Origin of the sequence: Candidatus Microthrix subdominans (assembly GCA_016719385.1) — a bacterium.
GTDB lineage: Bacteria > Actinomycetota > Acidimicrobiia > Acidimicrobiales > Microtrichaceae > Microthrix > Microthrix subdominans.
Map to the genome: position 1 here is coordinate 1 of JADJZA010000005.1, position 17071 is coordinate 17071.

The 17071-nt window shown below is 63.5% G+C and carries 17 protein-coding genes; 2 read left to right on the forward strand and 15 right to left on the reverse strand.

The genetic code is table 11. From position 1 onward, the window contains the following. Positions 1 to 820: 820 nt before the first annotated feature. From IPN02_07640 to IPN02_07670, 7 genes are all read right to left on the reverse strand, one after another. A complete protein-coding gene (locus tag IPN02_07640; protein ID MBK9296701.1) occupies positions 821 to 1258 on the reverse strand; it encodes a hypothetical protein in 438 nt (145 codons plus the stop codon). A gap of 569 nt (positions 1259 to 1827) precedes the next feature. Further along, complete coding sequence (locus tag IPN02_07645; protein MBK9296702.1) at positions 1828 to 2040, reverse strand: hypothetical protein; 213 nt, start codon at positions 2038 to 2040, stop codon at positions 1828 to 1830. A gap of 1188 nt (positions 2041 to 3228) precedes the next feature. After that, complete coding sequence (locus IPN02_07650; GenBank protein MBK9296703.1) at positions 3229 to 3558, reverse strand: hypothetical protein; 330 nt, start codon at positions 3556 to 3558, stop codon at positions 3229 to 3231. 53 nt (positions 3559 to 3611) lie between these two features. Next, positions 3612 to 3764 (reverse strand): hypothetical protein, encoded by a 153-nt coding sequence (locus tag IPN02_07655; protein ID MBK9296704.1) that lies wholly within the window; start codon positions 3762 to 3764, stop codon positions 3612 to 3614. Positions 3765 to 4301: 537 nt separating this feature from the next. After that, a complete protein-coding gene (locus IPN02_07660; GenBank protein ID MBK9296705.1) occupies positions 4302 to 4451 on the reverse strand; it encodes a hypothetical protein in 150 nt (49 codons plus the stop codon). A gap of 265 nt (positions 4452 to 4716) precedes the next feature. Beyond that, complete coding sequence (locus tag IPN02_07665; protein ID MBK9296706.1) at positions 4717 to 4902, reverse strand: hypothetical protein; 186 nt, start codon at positions 4900 to 4902, stop codon at positions 4717 to 4719. Between the two features lie 254 nt (positions 4903 to 5156). Beyond that, complete coding sequence (locus IPN02_07670; protein ID MBK9296707.1) at positions 5157 to 5402, reverse strand: hypothetical protein; 246 nt, start codon at positions 5400 to 5402, stop codon at positions 5157 to 5159. A 2167-nt stretch (positions 5403 to 7569) separates the two neighbouring features. On the opposite strand from IPN02_07670, the gene IPN02_07675 reads away from it, so the two are divergent. Next, positions 7570 to 8196 carry an SGNH/GDSL hydrolase family protein gene (locus IPN02_07675; GenBank protein MBK9296708.1) on the forward strand — a complete coding sequence of 209 codons (627 nt, stop codon included), beginning with the start codon at positions 7570 to 7572 and terminating at the stop codon, positions 8194 to 8196. A gap of 40 nt (positions 8197 to 8236) precedes the next feature. Beyond that, positions 8237 to 9469 carry a hypothetical protein gene (locus IPN02_07680; GenBank protein ID MBK9296709.1) on the forward strand — a complete coding sequence of 411 codons (1233 nt, stop codon included), beginning with the start codon at positions 8237 to 8239 and terminating at the stop codon, positions 9467 to 9469. Positions 9470 to 9487: 18 nt separating this feature from the next. On the opposite strand, the gene IPN02_07685 is transcribed toward IPN02_07680, so the two are convergent. From IPN02_07685 to IPN02_07720, 8 genes are all read right to left on the reverse strand, one after another. After that, on the reverse strand, positions 9488 to 9922 hold the full coding sequence (locus IPN02_07685; protein MBK9296710.1) for a hypothetical protein: 435 nt from the start codon (positions 9920 to 9922) through the stop codon (positions 9488 to 9490). A gap of 350 nt (positions 9923 to 10272) precedes the next feature. Further along, positions 10273 to 10476 (reverse strand): hypothetical protein, encoded by a 204-nt coding sequence (locus tag IPN02_07690; GenBank protein MBK9296711.1) that lies wholly within the window; start codon positions 10474 to 10476, stop codon positions 10273 to 10275. Beyond that, on the reverse strand, positions 10440 to 10760 hold the full coding sequence (locus tag IPN02_07695; protein MBK9296712.1) for a hypothetical protein: 321 nt from the start codon (positions 10758 to 10760) through the stop codon (positions 10440 to 10442). Before IPN02_07695 ends, IPN02_07690 begins: the two co-directional genes overlap by 37 nt. 14 nt (positions 10761 to 10774) lie before the next feature. Then, positions 10775 to 11293 (reverse strand): hypothetical protein, encoded by a 519-nt coding sequence (locus tag IPN02_07700; protein ID MBK9296713.1) that lies wholly within the window; start codon positions 11291 to 11293, stop codon positions 10775 to 10777. 739 nt (positions 11294 to 12032) lie between these two features. After that, positions 12033 to 13619 carry a hypothetical protein gene (locus tag IPN02_07705; GenBank protein MBK9296714.1) on the reverse strand — a complete coding sequence of 529 codons (1587 nt, stop codon included), beginning with the start codon at positions 13617 to 13619 and terminating at the stop codon, positions 12033 to 12035. A gap of 70 nt (positions 13620 to 13689) precedes the next feature. Beyond that, entirely contained in the window at positions 13690 to 14124 is a 435-nt protein-coding gene (locus tag IPN02_07710) for a hypothetical protein (GenBank protein ID MBK9296715.1), read from the reverse strand. A 577-nt stretch (positions 14125 to 14701) separates the two neighbouring features. Further along, positions 14702 to 16753, reverse strand: coding sequence for a phage tail tape measure protein (locus IPN02_07715; GenBank protein ID MBK9296716.1), 2052 nt, complete (start codon positions 16751 to 16753; stop codon positions 14702 to 14704). 12 nt (positions 16754 to 16765) lie between these two features. Further along, positions 16766 to 17071 (reverse strand): hypothetical protein, encoded by a 306-nt coding sequence (locus IPN02_07720; protein MBK9296717.1) that lies wholly within the window; start codon positions 17069 to 17071, stop codon positions 16766 to 16768.

The window sequence follows — 17071 nt, forward strand, 5'->3', positions numbered from 1 at the left end:
TGCTGCGGTCATGTTGGGGCCTCCGTCAGGCTCGGCGCTGTGTTGCGCAGCAAAGTGTAACTCACGCGTTAGCGCTGCGCGAATGGGTGAGCATTCTCATGCCAGGCACCCTGCGGCAATCGGGCCCACCCACTCGATCACTGCTGTGCGCCCTCGCGCTCGCAACATGAGCAGACCAGATCATCTCGTCCAAGACGCTGCGCAGCTGCTCAGCTGAGGTTGCTCGTCGTTACGATCGGCCGGCTGGCTGACCACCGGGCATCCACGAGAGACCCAAGCGTGTCGTGTTCCCAGTTGGTGAGCTGAAAAGCGCGCAGCTATGTCTCGTCGATCACGAGCACCCCAGCGCTCACCAGGGACGGCCGGTGCAGAGCACCGTCGGGGCGCAACCCATCAAACCAAGTCGGCTGCTGTGAGCCAGCGAACGTGCGTCCCGTCCCGTCCGGCGATCCTGCGCATCTGAGCAGCAGCAGCGTAGGTCTTGCCGGCACCTACTCCGCCGATGTGCACGAGCGAACGCCCGCTGGTGCGTCGGTTCACGCCCGCGCTTCCTGTGCTGCAGCAGCGTCCGGGTGTCCTCGCTTGGCAGGTCGCTCAGCTTGGCGGTCTTGAACACAGCTGGGAGCCGCCGCTCGATGTAAGGTCGGCATGCGGCGGCGGGCAGTGTGCCAGCGTCGAGGGGCTCAGCCTCTGGCTAAGCGTTCGAGCTGCGACGCTGCGTCCAACCGCTCCTCGAACTCCGCGGTGCGCGCGCCTAAGCGGGGCAGAGGTGCCGCTGCTCTCGCTCTGCGATGGGTCGGAGTCGAGTCTCACAGCTCGATCAGCCTCCTGGCCCGCTGCGTTGCGGCAGTTGCCGCGGCCCCCCATTGTTGCGCACCGCAGTGACACTTTCGGGCTCATCAGCCCAACACCCTTTGTTAAGCCACGTCGCTGGGTACTTAACGAACTGCGGTGCGAAGCCTCCTCGCTCAACCTCTGCGGCGTACCGCTCAGCGCCGGCGAGGATCTCGTCGAGGTGCGCTCCGTCCTTGAGCGCCTTGGTGAGCGCTTTGGCTGCAGCCTTGGGTTCCTTGCGTCTTGGGTAGCGCTCCCAGAACGCTTCGAACGGGTCGTTGCTGCTGTGATCGTGCGCCGAGGCGTCAGCCGGTATGTTTCTCTTTCCCCTGGGTCTCTTTCTTACTGGGTCTCTTTTTGCTGCAGGTTCCTGCATGAACACTCCTGCAGCTTTCTGCAGGAACAGTGCTGCAGCTTTCTGCATGATCGTTGCTGCAGGATTCTGCAGGAACGGGGAGCGACTGCTGCAGCGACCCCCAGGGTGGGACCTCCCCGCGCTCCTGGCAGATGTGCGTCTTGCTGCTCGTGTTCATGCGTCGGCGCCGGTACACCCAGCCACGCTCGACCAGTTCAGCGAGGTGGCCGGAAATGGTGCGCTCAGCTGGGATGAGCGCCTCGACCTCGTCGCGGGTGCCGTGCCCGTACTGGACACCTCGAGTAATGAGCGCTCCCTGATACCGGGGATTGGCCATGCTTGCGACGTGTCGCCGGCGAAGCTGAGTAACACGGCGTACATTTATGGCTGCTGCGCTCGGCGCTGGGTCATTTGAACACGAGCGAGTCGGGAACGATTCTGAAGTGTGGATCGGGTAGGAGCGTATGTCTGCTGCTCATCTCGTTGGCCTCCACAGGCTCAGGTTGCGGTGCTGCCCGAGCGTAACCCTCGGCGTTGGGTTGGGCGCTGCTGTCCGCTCTGAGCTGCCCTACAGCGCCGCTCTCGTGTTCCCCGCTGCAACTGTGCAGCACAGCAGAAAACACGAGCGGGGGACGTGCTCAGCGGGACAGTGCTGGGGATCTTCCTCCGTGCTCAAGGTGTTGGACAACCTGCCACACGTCTGCTGCGTTGCGGCCGGTCGGCTCGATCGGGTCGCACAGCTCACGGGTTCCACCTCCCACCTCGAGCGCCGAGAAAATAGCTCGGGCCCACGAGAGGCCTTCCCCGTAGCGCAGCTGCAGCGCTGTCTGTGCTACGTCGTGGATGCGCACCGGGTCGGACTCCTCGTCGAGCGGCTGCAGCGTGGACTCCTGCAGCAGCCCTGGCCGGCTCGGGGTCGGACACGTTGGTTCCCATCGTGTAGTCGAGCCACTCGATGAGTTCCTGCAGGTGGGGCTCACGTCTTGGGCCAAGCATCTGCTCGATGAGTTCCCCGAGCAGCTTGTTGGCCCGGTATTGCATTTCGCCGGGAGCTGGCGCCGCTCGCTTGTCTGCCGGCTGGCGCTCAGCCACCTGGATTAGCGTCGCTGGTGTGAGCAGGTCGAGCTGTGTAAGTGCTTCGCTGAGCGTGGCCGTGCGTGCCTCAATCGACATGTCCTCCCACAAGTACCAACTGACGCTAGAAGACCAGGCATCGCTTCGTGCCCAGTAGCTCCCACACGACGAAACCCAGTCGGTCCCGTTGCTGCCCCATTCGGGCTCGGTCCATCCTAAGCTCTGCGAGCGCTGCAATGAGTTGGTCATCCATCTCCCAGCGACCCCTGTTTCACTCCCTGGTTGGCATGCTGCGAGAGAGCGTCAGCCTCCAGCTTCTCGGCGTGCTCGCTCAGCATGGGCGTCCGCCTGTTCCTGGACTCCCGAGCGAGTCGCTGCGCTCGTGTTCCGCTGCCCTCCAGATGAGCGTTAGCCTCGTCGATCATCTGCGCTTGCTGCGGTAGTGCTTCCTCCTCAGCTGCGAGATGGTGCGCTGCGCCTGAATCTTCTCCAACCTCGTCGCCAGCTTCTGAGCCTCAGCGAGCTGGTCAGCGTTCCAGTCTTGGAACCCTGCTCGTGTGATTGGCGGCCATTGGTGCGTGTCAAACGCCGCGGTCGCCTTCTTGCGCAGGTCCTCGTCTGTGAGCGCTTTGAACCGCTTCCCGACTGCTTGCGTCTTGGGCTGCAGCTGGGGAGGACGCTGCTCGTGCGTCGTCAACCTTCCCGATTGCGATGTTCAGCGCCGCTCCGGGCGTAGCGCTTGGCGTAAGTGAAGATCCCGCCGGCTTTCTGGCCGTCAACACCTCGGGGCATGATGAGCCCAAACTCAACCCACCCTCCCGACTTGTGGCGAAACCTCGTGCGCACGTCAATGTCGCCGGGGTAGGGGCACGGCTGCGACGACTGCACCACCATCACGTCAGCCGCCTCGAAGTGCGGCCGGAGCGCTGTTTGGAGCGCCTCTCGAACGACAGGTAGCGGTAGGTCTATTGGCCGGTATCCGCTTCGCTGTCCGCTTCGATGCGTTGCACTGCGTCTTGGATCTTTGCGACCGCTTCCCAGGCTGCGCCCGGGTCAGCGCCTCCCTCTTGCGTTCCGTGGTTCCACGCTGGGACTGCGTCAGTAGTTGAGGTTTCCATCTTGGGCCTCCTCAGGCTTCGTGTTGGGTTGGTGCTCAGCTCTCGGCTGGCTTGGGTGGGTGTGATCTCAACGGTCATGTTCTCGGGTTCAATGTAGAGACCCGGGACAACCTCGCCTGTGGAGGGGTAAATGATCGCCCCGTCCTTGACCTCCACGAGCCGCTTCACTTTGTCCATGACCGGCACCTGCTTGGCAGGAACAACCTTGAGTGCCTCAGTGGCAGGGGCACCTAGCTTGAGCCCGCGACCAGCTTCGCCTCGCCTTCCTTGCCGGCCACCTTCTTGGCGTAGGCAGCAGTCCGAGTTGACGACACGACCACAGCGGGCAGCTTCTTCGACTTGATCTCGTCGCCCGAGTCCTCGCGGATCCGCTCGATGTACACCTTGAGGGTTCGTTCATAGAACCACTTGCGACGCTCGGGCTAGGCAGTCACCGCTCGTGCCAACCCAGAGCGATCGCACGCTGAGCGGCGGCCGCTTCGTCGATCTGGTCGAACATCTTGCCAGCTCAGTGTCGTGCTGGCGCAGTTGCTAGTCGGCGCAGCCCACCGGCGACCGGCCTTGTCGGCCTCGACCTTCGTCCTCGGGCGCCAGGACCCCTCGATCTGTTCGTCTGAGATATCTGCGCGCTCTGCTCCGAGCTGCAGCAGGTTGGCAATATCGGCGTCGTCCACGGGGTCGTCGCCAACGACCGGCAGGGTTAACGGCAAGTCGAGTACGGGCTTGTCTTCGGGCATTCTGTGCCTCCTCAGGCTTCGGGTGCGCTGTGTTGCGCTGCACAGAGTGTAACTCACGCGTTAGCGGGGGTGCAACCCCGGGCACGGAACGGCCCCGCAGCTTGAAGCTGCGAGGGCCGAACCGGAGCGCTAAGGAACTCACAACGTAACACGCCACGTTGACAACAGATAGCCCCCAGGCTGTCAGGAGTCGATCTCAATCCCAGCCGCAGCGATCAGCTCGCGCAGGTTGCCAACCTCGCGGCGTAGTGCGCTCAGCACCACAGAACACTCATCGGCCTCGTCGTAGGCTTGGCGCAGCAGCTGCCGAGACACAGTCAGCTGTTCGCTCATCGCTGTGTTCTGGGCCTGGAGCTGAGCAAGCAACGACTCGAACCAGCAACGACCGCAGCGTTCTTCTCTACGTCAGCGCGGTCTTCTTCGACTTCTTGCCGGTCAGCTTCGATCTGGGTTTGCCTGAGCGTCACAGCCTTAGTGGCGAGCTGCCCGAGATAGGAGTAGTAGCCCACCGTGCTCCGCGCGATCGCTGTCGGAACAGCAGCGAGCAGCGCCACAATGTGTGGGCTCAGCGCTGCGACCACCACCACAGCTGGGGAGTTCATGGGAGCGGCAGCCGGCCTCGCCGGATCGACGTGATAACTGTCGTCGGCACGTAGGGGATCACAGCGAACATCGCGTCGAGCACAGCAGCAACAATGAACATCACGAACATCGGCACCCACTCCCACGTGAACGCAATCATCAAGCCGAGCACAAAGTTGAGAGCGAACGACAGGACGAGCACAGCGCGACCGTAGAACCGGCCAGGGCGCCAAGCAGCCCCGACGAGCAGCAACCCAATCCCAGCGAGGAGCGCAGCCCACACGTGAATGGGCGCAACCCACGCCACAACTGTGTACCCAGGACTAGACGGGTCTGCAGCGTCTGTGGCGTGGGTGAGCACGAGACCCAACGATCGAACAGCAGCAACAGCGAAGTAACCGCGCAACAGCCAGTCAACAGTGCGAGCGTTGCTGTGATCGCCCACCCCTCAGCCTGCTACTTCTTTTTGATGGCAGCGCTGATCTCTTTGAGCGCTGCCAGCTGCTGGGCCGACTGCGACTTGAGCAACGCCACGTCCTTCGGGTCCGTTCGCATCAGAGCGGTCCACTCGGCCAGCTTGTTGAACTGCTGGCCGAACACTCCTTCCAGCCCGGCGAAGATGAACTCCAAGATTCCGTTCGTTTGGGTCTCCAGCTTCCGGTCAAGCATTGCTTCAAACTTGCGTTCGTCTTCGGGGGTCACGAAATACTCCTCGGTGGGGTGGGGCGGGTTGGGGGTAGTGGGTTGGGTCCTGGTGGCAACGGCCATCCTGCTTGCGACCACTTGCGGATCGGTTTGCCAGGGCACGACGTGGATTTCCAGTCGCTGTGCCGCCATCTGAGAGAGGAGCGCAGCAGTGCAGCAGAAAGGTGGAACGCCCGCTTGGCTTCCGTGGTTACCGCGTCGTCGCCGCCGGCGAGGTAGCAAACAGCGTATGACCGCTGGTTGCCAGCGTTGGTCCCGTTGGCTGCAGTGCGCCGGTTGGCCCACCGGCCTTGGTAGATGATCCCGTGGGGGCATACGACCGCCGAATACGCGAGACCGCTCCACCCTTTCGACAGGTGGTAGTCGTGCCACGCCCTGACAATGGTGGGACACCGATTATGGTCGGAACAGTTCCTCCGCCCTTGCCCCACGGCGAGTCCCCGCCGTAGTGAGCGGTAATGCCCTCGTCTGTGATGTTGCTCGACAAGGCTTTGAACTTGAGACCGAGAGAGACAACAGAGCTGGTCACGGCTCGCTCCTCTTGACTGCATCTTCCCACGCCAGCACCTCGAACAGCTCAACCAGGTCACCCGGTGGGCGCAGCTCATCGTCGTCAGCGTCGGTGTCCTCAGGGTGGGGATCGCTCGAGGGCGGGAGGGCTCCACAAAGTCTGGGTGATCAACGACAGGGTCAACATTGGTTCCCATTAGCGTTGCCATGACGCCGGGGTGAGAGTCCAACAGCGTTACCGACAGGGGGCTCGACGAAAGCAAAGGACGCAGACCGGGCAGGTTGGCAGCAACAGTTTCAACGTCAGGGTCTCCACGAGCTGGGGGCCACGGCTTCACTTTCCGACGGGCGAGCACAATGCCAACCAGCGCGCCGATCGCGTTGGCGACGGATACACCGCCTTCGTTTGATCCACAGTGAGCGTCGCCCCGGAACGCAGTGACGAGAACAGTCAGGGCGTTGACGAGAGCGAAGCACCCCGAGATGATCGCTGCGACAGGCTCACCTCGCACAAGGCCGGACAGGGACTCTCTTGGTTGGCTCATCCACGCAATCTACCACCAGGCGGGCGCCCGGAATTGCCCCACACTGTCTTCGCAGGCCGCTACACCAGCCGCGTAACCGGCTCGGGCACTGGCACAGTCGCCGGCGGCGGGGGAGGGGCCAGCACGGGCGCTTCTGTGGGCTCGGGCCGTGCGGGCTCTGCTGGCGGCTCCACGTCAAGCAACACGAGCGCCACGAGCAGCAGCACCACACACCCCGCAGCAACGACCGCTAAGCGGGTACGAACCGACACCGCTCGCCACGCTGCGATCACGAGCCCGCCATTCGCTGGACCATGAGCACCGTGACGGTAACTAGCAGCGCAATGAAGCACACCACGCCGATTACTGTGGCGATGCGCATTACGAGCGTCTCTAGCGGGTCGCTCGCTGCAGCGCTCTGAGGCGCCTTGTCTAGCTCGGAACGGTAGTGCTCCCAGACCACTCCGAATGAGTCGTCGCTAAGACTGTGTGCCAAGGCGCTTGGCACGTCGGGCAGCCACCTGCCGGTCCCCAGCTCGATCCGGCCGGGCTCGTCTGGAGCGAACGGGGACCAGCCATTATCCGCTCGTCTCAGCGTCGTCAGGGGTGGCCACAATCGCAGCAGCGAGCGTTAGCGGTCGCAGCAGCTCGAAGTTCATCCCCGAAGCGAGATGCACCGCATCGAGTACGTCGGCCAGTTCATCAGCGCCCACGTCCGTCTCGTCAATCCCGGGGGGCAACACTTGCATGACCAGTCCCAGCGCATATTTCGATTGACCGAAACTGGCCGGTGAGCGGACTTCAACACCAGAGCGACCGTCAACGGTGTCGCCCCTTCGGGAAGCCGAGCAGCGAACTGTTCCGCCCAGCGGGCCACCTGAGCGAACTGGCCGTCAGGGAGCACCAGCTTTCCTTGCCGCCAATCAGTGACAGCGTTCTGCAGTTCGTCGCCCCCCCATGACTGACTGTTGACGTACTCACGGGCTTCGTCGATGGTTTCCATTCGGTGCCTCCTCAGGCTTCGGGTCGCCCCATCTGGGGGGGGACGCCATTCACAGTAACGACCGCGCAACAGCAGCGCAACTGGTGCGGCGCCGCCCGCTGTGAGGCTCGTCGCTTAGTGTGCTCGCATGAGACGCACAGCCCTACTCTTCACAGCCATCACAGTCCTCCTCATCGCTCCTGGGTGCCTACCAGCGCCCACCGGCCCCGCAACGCTCATCATTGGGGACAGCAACACGATCGGGACAGCATGGGGCCGGCCAGCATCGTGGGCAGAGCAGCTCTCCTGCTCCCCCGACGTGTGGGCATGGGGCGGCACCGGGATCACCCGATCCGGGTACACCGGCGGCGGACCAATCACCCTGACCGCCGACCTCGACACCATCATGAACGGACGTACCGGTGACCACGTAGCCGTCATGCTGGGCACCAACGACGCCCTTGGACGCACCAGCCTTCCGACCGTCGCCCAACTCAACACGCTCACCGACCGGATCATCGCCACCGGTGCAGCATCGGTCCGGTGGATCACCATCCCACCTCTCCGCGCTGACGTGTCGGCTACGACCAGGGCACGACGCGACACCCTGAACACCCGCATCACCCAGACCGCCAATCACCTGGACAGCAGCGGCGCATTCGGTGGCGCGGCGACCCTCCCCCCGAACATGGCAGCCGACTCCCTCCACCTCAACCAGAACGGTCACGCCACCCTCGGCTACCACATGGCCGTCAACACCAACCTGTGCGGCTGAGACACCGCGACAGCCCGACACCCGGTCTAGCCTGACCACCATGGCCAACAACTGTCACCTGGAGAACGCACCGTGCTACCTGGCGGCGGTCGTCCTCGACGAGGACGGGTTCATCGTTGACGGCGCACCGGTCTACGCGACCGAGGGGATCATCACGTTTCGCCCTGAGGTCGAGAGCGAGAACGGCACCGACCTGACCCGGACAGGTTGGACAGCGAACACCCTCGCTGGCCACCGCGCCGAGAAGTGGTGGAACCTGACCGGCGAAATCGCCACCAAAGACTGGGCGCTGTTCGAAGCGCTGACCGCTCAGCCAGCAGTCCGCAACGTGGCCGATGATGTCGTCGGGTTCCACCGGCCACTCCAACACGGCGGGGTCGGCAACACCAAGCCTAGCGCCGCCATCGTCATCGTCACCGGGTCAACCCCTGACGAGTCCTACGGGTGCGCCACCCCAGCCAGCGGCCAGACACCGTGTGTCGGCCAGTTCTGGCCGCTCACGACCGACTGGAATGTTGACCTCCCAGAGAAATCGGCGACAGCGCCGACCATCCCTTTCACAGCGAAGGCCTTCGGAGCGCTCCACCCGACCGGCGGGGTACTCAACCTGTGGCCAGCAACCGCCAACCCGCCAGGGATACCCCGCGGGATGGCCGTCAGCGAGGCGTTCGTTGACTGCTCGGCTCTGCCGACACTCGACGGCAACACGATCGTCACCCCACCACTACCCGAACCGTCCGGGCCGGTCACCAGAATCTTGGGTGACTCCAACACCCAATCAGGTAGCTCGTGGGCGCACCAACTGGCGTGCACCCCCACCAAGTGGGCATGGGGCGGCCTCGGGGTCTGGGCGAAGGCGATCTACCTCGCCAACCAATCCCTCGACCTGAACATGGCCGAAATCGTCGGGCCAACACCCGGCCGACGGATCGTCGTCATGCTCGGCACCAACGACGTGACCCCGACCGCCGGGTTCCAAGGGATGACAACCGCCCCGCAGATCACATACGCCCTCAACCGGATGGCACACCGGATGGTCCGCGACCATGCCGCACAATCGGTGAGGTGGATGACGATCCCACCCGTTCGCGCAACCTCGTCGCCCGAACGGATCGCCCGAACCGAACTGTGGAACCAAGCGATCTTGGCGACCCCCTACGCGGTGGACGCCCGAGGTGCTTTCCTGCCGCGCTCCCCGACGGCGACTCCTCCGACGACGTGCACCTCAACGCCAGCGGGCACACCAAACTGGCCAACTACGTGTCACCCCTGATCTGCACCTACCCGTAGGTCACGCCTTGCGGGCACGACGCAACGACGCGCGAGCCGAGAACCCAACCTGGGTTCCCAACCTGATCGTCGCGCTCCCTTCCGTCTTCCGGGCGTAAGGTGTCAGATCGGTCACGTCACCCCAGGCGTCCGACCACACGATGTAGAGGCCGTGGTGCTCAGGGTCGAATGGTGGGGTCCGCTCTGACACCCGGAACCCGCGCAACGGGTCAGCGCCTTGCACCCCGGAGTCGAGGTTGTCCGACCCGTCCGATGCGACACCCACATCAGGGTCGAACACGGCGACCGGGGCACCCAGCGGAAGAATCTCGGCGTCAGAGTTGTTGGTCATTTCGACGGTCCACGACAGGGTGGCCAGGTTGTTGCGGGTCAGCATCGATCGGGCGGTCGAGGTCAGCTGGGCGGCGCTGGTGTCTTCAACGCGGGTGGGTGACACGGTGTCACGGCCGAGCGGGCCAAGACCGTTCGGGTGTTGAGGGGCCAACGAAGTCCTTCGACGCGGTCCCGTACGGTGATGCCGTCCAGCTGTTCCCCTCCGACGACGTTGCCCACACCTTGGACACTTTGCCTTCGCCGTCCACGGTCTGGGCGATGTCGGCTTTCAGGATTCGTGGTGCGTTGGTGCCGAACTTGCTTCCGGGGCGTGGCACCAGCGCCTGGTCGAGGACTGGCGACACCACAATGTCGGTGGACGCTTCGGAGCCCCACAACGTAGCGGCGGGCGCGATGTTGAGCGACGGCCACGGTATCCCTTCGCGTTCGGTGAGGAGGACTTCCCAAGCTGCGTCAGGCGCATGCGGTCCACTGGGTGAGCTCCAACGGGTCGTGCCAGGTGTCGTCCAGGTTGACGACACCGAATGTTGGCCCGTCAGGCCCGGACGCCACCTTGGGGCCTCTCCTCACGATGGAAAGGAACGTGTCACCGGCGACCAGACCAACGCAGTCCTCGATCGTCAGGTTGGTTTGCCCGTAGTACAGGCCGGGAAACACCGGTTTTGGGTCAGTCCGTCATCCGCGGCGAGATACCACGACAGCGGGCGGGTCGTCAGCGTTGTCACCCAGCGCTCGCGGGTGCCGTTGGTCAGCAGGCCGATCCCCGACGACGCCCTCGCGATCGTGTCCCGTCCTGCCGCCTCCGCCTCACCGAGGGGGAACCTCCCCTTGGTTGTCATCACCCACGACGCCAACGACCGGTCGATGTTCGCCAGCCGTGCCGCCAACCCGGTAGGTACACCTTCCAGCTGGATCGTCCCCATCTCAGCGGACGGGTTCATGATCGCCTGGGGGATCACGATGCCGGTCCGACGACGACCCGCTGCCGGGTGTAGTTCCGGGTCCGGTAGGAAGCCCCGTCGACTTCGACCCTGAACCGTTGCCCCATGTCGTTGACCTGTGCGGTCCCAGCACCGACGCTTGTCCCCAACGACACCTCGCGCTGACCAACCAGGGTGATCCCGGTCGAGTTGACCGCCCGCACTCCGATGATGTGCCCGTTCCCGTCGTTCACGTCAGAGTTGTGGGTCGCAGCGATACTCATCGTTCCACGGAGGGACGCCCAGAAGCTGAACCCGTCCTCACCGCGACGCAACTCGGCTTCCCAGCGGGTCACCGTCGTCTGGATACCACCAGCGAACGGGGCGTCACGGTCGGCCATCCACGTTACCCGCAACGTCTCCGAGTCAGCGTAGATCACCGTCAGAGTCGAAGGGTTCGCCATCCCGGTCAGGAACTGTGAGATCGTCAGGGCAGGGGACGCCTTGAGTTCACCGGTCGCCTGATCGAACTGCAACAGCCGATGTTCGGTCATCGGAGTTGCAGGCGAGTTGCCGACCGCCGGACGTGCAGCGAACGGCAACTCGATCCCCGCTTTCCCGTTCCGCAACCGGACCGGATACCCGGCGGTGGGCTGACCGTGCATCGGCCACCACACACCGGCAGCGAACACCTCGACACGAGGTGACCCGGCCAGGAATTGGCGGGCACGCGTACGTCGTCAACGACAACGAGGTCAACTGTGGGAACGCGACACGGGTCAGCCTCCCTCCAACGGGTTGTCGGAGTACGCGTCCCGGCCCGCGGGAACGCCGAGGAGAACTGGACCGGTGACGACACCGCATACGAGTTGCCGAACAGGCTGGTCGTCACCTTGGCTGTCTCCTGGGTCAACCGTCGCAACCCGACCGACACCGACCGTTCTTGGGGTACTTGCTGACCGGAGTCGATGTCGCCCCTCGACGCCATGGCGGGCCACGCCGCGCCGGTCGCCTCCCCGGCGGACACCACTTGGTAGATGCCGTCGATCGACGGGCGCACGTCCGACCACACCGGGACGATCATCCCTTCGGTCAACGTCGCCCAACCCAACGCTCGAACGTCCACCGCTGCCTGCCCGTGTTCAACACACGGGACGATCACACCGGACAGCTGAAACGTGGACCCTCGGTTGGGGTAGTCGCGGTGAACGTGGTCGGCTCCGCAACGTCAGCGGTCAACCATCCGACGTGCACCGCTGGCTTGTCGTGTTCGCATCCCATCAGACCTCCAACCTACCCGGCGTTCGCCATCGCTTCGGCGGCAACACGACGGCCTTCCGCTGTCCGGAACACTTCGCGGAGCATCGCCATCAACTCGCGGCGGTCCAGCTTGGAGAGGGTCGCCTTGTCCCCTGACACGACCAGTTCGATGATGTGTTTGACCGTGCGCATCTCGTCGCCTTCACCACCGGTTTGCGCTCTGCTCGCTGGAGCCTCGGGAGAGGCCCTGTTCACAATTCGTCGCAGCTCTTCGAGCGCTCCCCTTGTGATGGTAGGCGACGCCGCTCTGTGGCTGACAGGGGGTGCTAGCGCTGACATTCGGAGCGTAGCGTCACGTTGCTGCGCTGGAGATGCTGCTGAGGGGCTCACGCCGAGCCCCGGCGCTCCTGCCCCGACGCTCCTCACCGCTATCCCGAGCGCCCGTGTCTGGTCGCGGGTGAACACCGTCTCCTGACCAAGAACCGTTACTGTGCGCTCCTGGTCCCGCCGGCCTGGAACGACACCTCCAGTGTGAAACGACTCGTAGGTCGGCAGCTTCGGCATCGAATACGTCTCGCCTCGCCCGGGCACCCCAATGATGTCGGGCACTGTGAACGACAGTTCACCGACCGTGTTGTTCCAGATCTTCGCGATCCAGTTGAACGCACCACCGGCGAGGTCTTTCAGCCCAGTGAACGCTGAGCCGATCCCGTTGAGGAGCCCACCAATCAGGTCCTTCCCTTTGTTGAACAGGAACTTCCCGACGTTGCCGATCGTTTCGACGATCTTCCCTGGCAGATCTCTGAACCAGTTCATCACTCCAGCTGCCAACTCCGGAATCTTCTCGCGCAGCCAGATCCACGCGTGCGCCATCCACAACACGAGCTGTTCCTTGAAGCCGCCCACCTTCTCGATCAGCCAGCCGGGGAGACCCTTGAACCAATCGAGCACCGCTCCCACAAGTCGGGGAAGGTTCGTGACAAGCCAAGAAAGAGCGGTGCCGGCCCAACTCACCAACTGATCCTTCAGCGCTATCGCTGCGCCCACCAGCCTGCCGGGCAGCCCCTTGAACCACTCGATCACGCCCAGAGCTATCTCCCCCATCTTGGGGACCAGCCACTCGAACGCTGCAGTCAGCGCCTCGAGCAACTTGATGGGCAGAGACACCAACCCCTTGACCAGGTTGACGACAAGCCAGAACCCTTTCTCTAGGGCCCACGGGATCGCGGTTCCAACAAACCAGCTAGCCAGTGACACGAGCGCCTGACCCAAGAACGCGATCGCCTTCGGTGCAAACTCGACAGCCCACCCAACGATCGCACCCAGCAGCGAAGCTGCCTTTGTGACCATCCACGGGATTGCTGTCGTTACGAACCAAGCGCCCAGAGCAATCAGCGCCTGGCCGAGCCACATGATCGCCTTCGGTGCGAACTCGACAACCCACCCGAGGATGGCCCCACCCAGAGCAATCGACTGGGTAACAAGCCACGGGATCGCAGTCGTCACAAACCAGACACCGAGCTGAATCAGCGCTTCTCCGAGCCACACGATCGCCTTCGGTGCGAACTCAATAGCCCACCCAACAATCGCCCCACCGAGCTGGAGCGCTTTCTCTGCCATCCACGGGACAGCTGTTCCCACGATCCAAACGCCGATCGCTAGCAGCGCTTCCCCGAGCCACACAATCGCCTTAGGGGGCGTACTCAGAGACCCACCCGATAGCCGCTGTGAGGAGTATGCCTCCTTTCTCGACGATAAACGGAACAGCAGTCGACGTGAACCATGTGCCCAGCTTGCTGAGCAGCTCACCCAGGATCGTGCCGAGTTCCCCGTAGAGGTTCTTCAGGGTCGCGAACCCGTTCTTGATTGCCTCCCAAGCGCCGGCAAAGTCACCGGTGAACACCTTGGCGAGCACCTTGGCTGCAGTGATGATCGGCGTCAGGTAAATCTTCCCGATGATCGTGCCGACCTTCTTGATGACCGGCCAAACCTTGGCCCATGCGTCCATGAACGCCCCACCGATAACGGTGGCCACCTTCTTGACCGTGTCCCAGAGTCCCAGCAAGAACCGGCCGACAGCGTCCACAGCAGAGCGGAACGGCTCGAAGTTCTTGTAGGCGTACATCCGACAGCTCCACCCAAAGCGACAACAGCGAGCACGACTGCTGTGACAGGCCACGAAATAGCCATCAGCGACCCGGCCAGGGGAACAGTGGTGAGCAGCCACGCAGCGAACAACCCGGTTAGCACCATCACCACCGGCTTGAACGTGAGCAACGTCGCTACAAGCGAAGCAGCGTGAGTTGCCAGTGAGATCATCGGCGGGAGGATCGGCAGCAACGACACCAGAATGTCAGCGAACGCCAACGCCAGGTCGCCAATCGCTTTCACCATGCGAGGCTCAGCAAACGCTGATATGGCAGGAGCGAGCGCCTCCCCGAGCATCCCAACGATCTCGCCGCCCACCTCGAGCAACGGCGAGAACGCCACGAGCAGCTCCCCGCAGCGCCGGCAATCGCTGTGACCCCCGGGCCCGCCGCCTCAAACCCGACGGCCAACGACTTCGTGAACGTGCCCAGAGGGCCCATCAGTTCTTTCAGCACACCCCCGCCGACTGTGGCAACAGTGCCAAGCAGCGTCGCGAACGGGCCCACAACCTTGCCGAACTCTGGTCCCAGCTCCCCACCATCGACTGGATCTCTTTAATGCTCGCCTCGGAGCTCGGGCATGGCTGCTCCGCCGGCGATAAGCGCAGCGGTCTCGAACTCGCCGCCGAGCTGCTCAAGGTCACCCTTGATGTTGTCCAGCTTGGTTTTGGCTAGCTCTGTCGCGTACCCAGAATCAGCAACAGCGTCGGTCCACTTGTTGACGCCCTCCGCGCCTTCGTTGTAGAGGATGTTTGCTGCGCGGATAGCGTCGGTGCCAAACCAGGCCTGCATCTCCGCTGCTCGCATCTCGGGCGTTAGGTCACCGAAAGCGTCTTGCATCGCCTGCGCAGACTCGGCCAAACCGATGAACTCGCCCTTCGAGTCGAAGAACGAGAGACCTAGCCGCTCTGCTTGCTCGCCCTGCTTGCGTGTGGCGGGAACGAGGCGCTGCAGCATCGTCTTAAACGAAGTGCCAGCGTCTGAACCTTCGAGGCTCTGCTGGGAGAACATGGACAGGGCGCCAACTGTTTCCTCCATCGAGATGCCAAACGAGTTCGCCCCTAGCGCCGACTGGGAAAGGCCGAGACCAAGGCCTTCAACGTCGGTGGACGACTTGTTTGCGCCAGCAGCGAGCACGTCAGCTGCGAACGTGGCGTCCTTGCCTTTCAACCCGAACGCGTTCAACTGGTTGGAGGTGATCTCCGCAGCGACGCCCAAGTCCAACGCCCCAGCGCCGGCCAACCCGAGCGCCCCCGGCACCGCACCGCCGAGCACATCTCCGAGCCCCACACCAGCCTTGATCAGCTCGATTTGAGCAGTGACCACCTCAGACGCTGAGAACGCTGTTGAGGCGCCCAAGTCGAGGGCCTGCGCCTCGAGGAGTTTCATTTGGGCGTCGGTGGCTCCGGCGGTTCCCTTCAAGTCTGCGAGAGCCTCAGTGAAGTCTGCGGACTTCTTGGCGCTCGCACCAAACAGCCCCGCTGACGCGATCGCTGGGAGCCCAACAGCTGCACCCCCGGCCAGCGCCCCCATCATCAGCCCGCCACTACCACCCGCAGACGCTGCGCCCATGCTCGCTGCGAGCTGCGTCGTGTCAGCTCGCAGATTCATGTCGATGCTGAACTTGTTGGAGAGCGACGCAGCGATGGTCTTGAGTTTCACGGCCAGCGCCGGCGAGTCAGCGTCGAGCGGAACATCGACCGCTTTCCCTGCCCGCGCTGCTGCTTGCGCTTTGGCTTTCGCTAGCGGGACCGCCCCAGTGCGCATCTCAGCGCCGAGAGGCACGTCCACTTGCTGCCCTAGCGCAACCGCTTTAGCGCGCAGCTGCCCGGCTGACCCGGGCTGCAGGGTGGGAACGAAGAACAGCTTCCCTACCGGGTTCACTCGGGCAGCGAACGCTTTCGCCTCAGCACGAAGCGGGGCAACCGAACCCGACGCGATCCCAACATCGAACTTGACCGCAGTATCACCGGACAGCCGGGTGGCGAGCGCTTTCACCTGCGTCTTCAGCTGAGTGGCCGCACCGGACACGAGCGCCACATCAAACTTGATTGGCACCGATCCAGAGAGCCGCTGAGATAACGCCCGAGCCTCAGCTTTCAGCTCAGCTGCTGACCCGGTCTGCAGATCAACGTCGAACGCCAGCGACGGCTTTGACTTCTTGCTCGCCAGAACGGCTGCGGTTTTAAGTTCCTGAGCTGCGCCTGCCTGCAAGTCAACATCAAACGTCAGCGACGGTTTCGCTTTCTGGCCGGCGAGCATCCCGGCCGACTTGAGTTCCTGAGATGCGCCACGCTGCAGCTCCACATCAAACGTCAGGACAGGTTTGATCCGAGCATTCAGCGCTTTAGCGTCAGCCGTGAGCATCTGCGCCGACCGCTTCGCTAGCTCCGGTGAGAATGTCACCTCAGCATCAACGAGCGAGTTCTGAGCTGCGACCATCTTCCCGAGCCGAGACTTGAACCCCCGTGCCAACTCAGGCTCAATCTGAATCTCAGCTTTGTGGGTTTGCTCAGCTTTGGTCAGCAGGGTGCGCAGCGCCGGCGAGAAACCCTTCCCATCAGGGAGGACGGTTACGTCTACTGCGCCTGCGGTGTCAGTGGCCATGAGGAGGCCAGCCTATCCTCCAGTTGCTGTTCTCCATGGTGACGCCGCCACAGCAGCCTCAACTTCTTTGGCGTCACGCGTCCGCACCCTGGGGGCCCCGTTGGATCCCTTGGCGCCATGCTTGCGCAGCAGTTCGCTCATCGCCTTGTCGAGGCTTTCTCGCGACGTGGCGTTGAACACGGCTGAGTAGAGCGCTCGATCTTCGGGCTCTGCGTGCTCGGTCACAATCCGCCACGTCACTGCGCACCATTCGCGCAGACTCAGACTGGCAGGATTCTGGCCGCCAGCAATCAGCACACCGAGCACGTCATCGGCCAT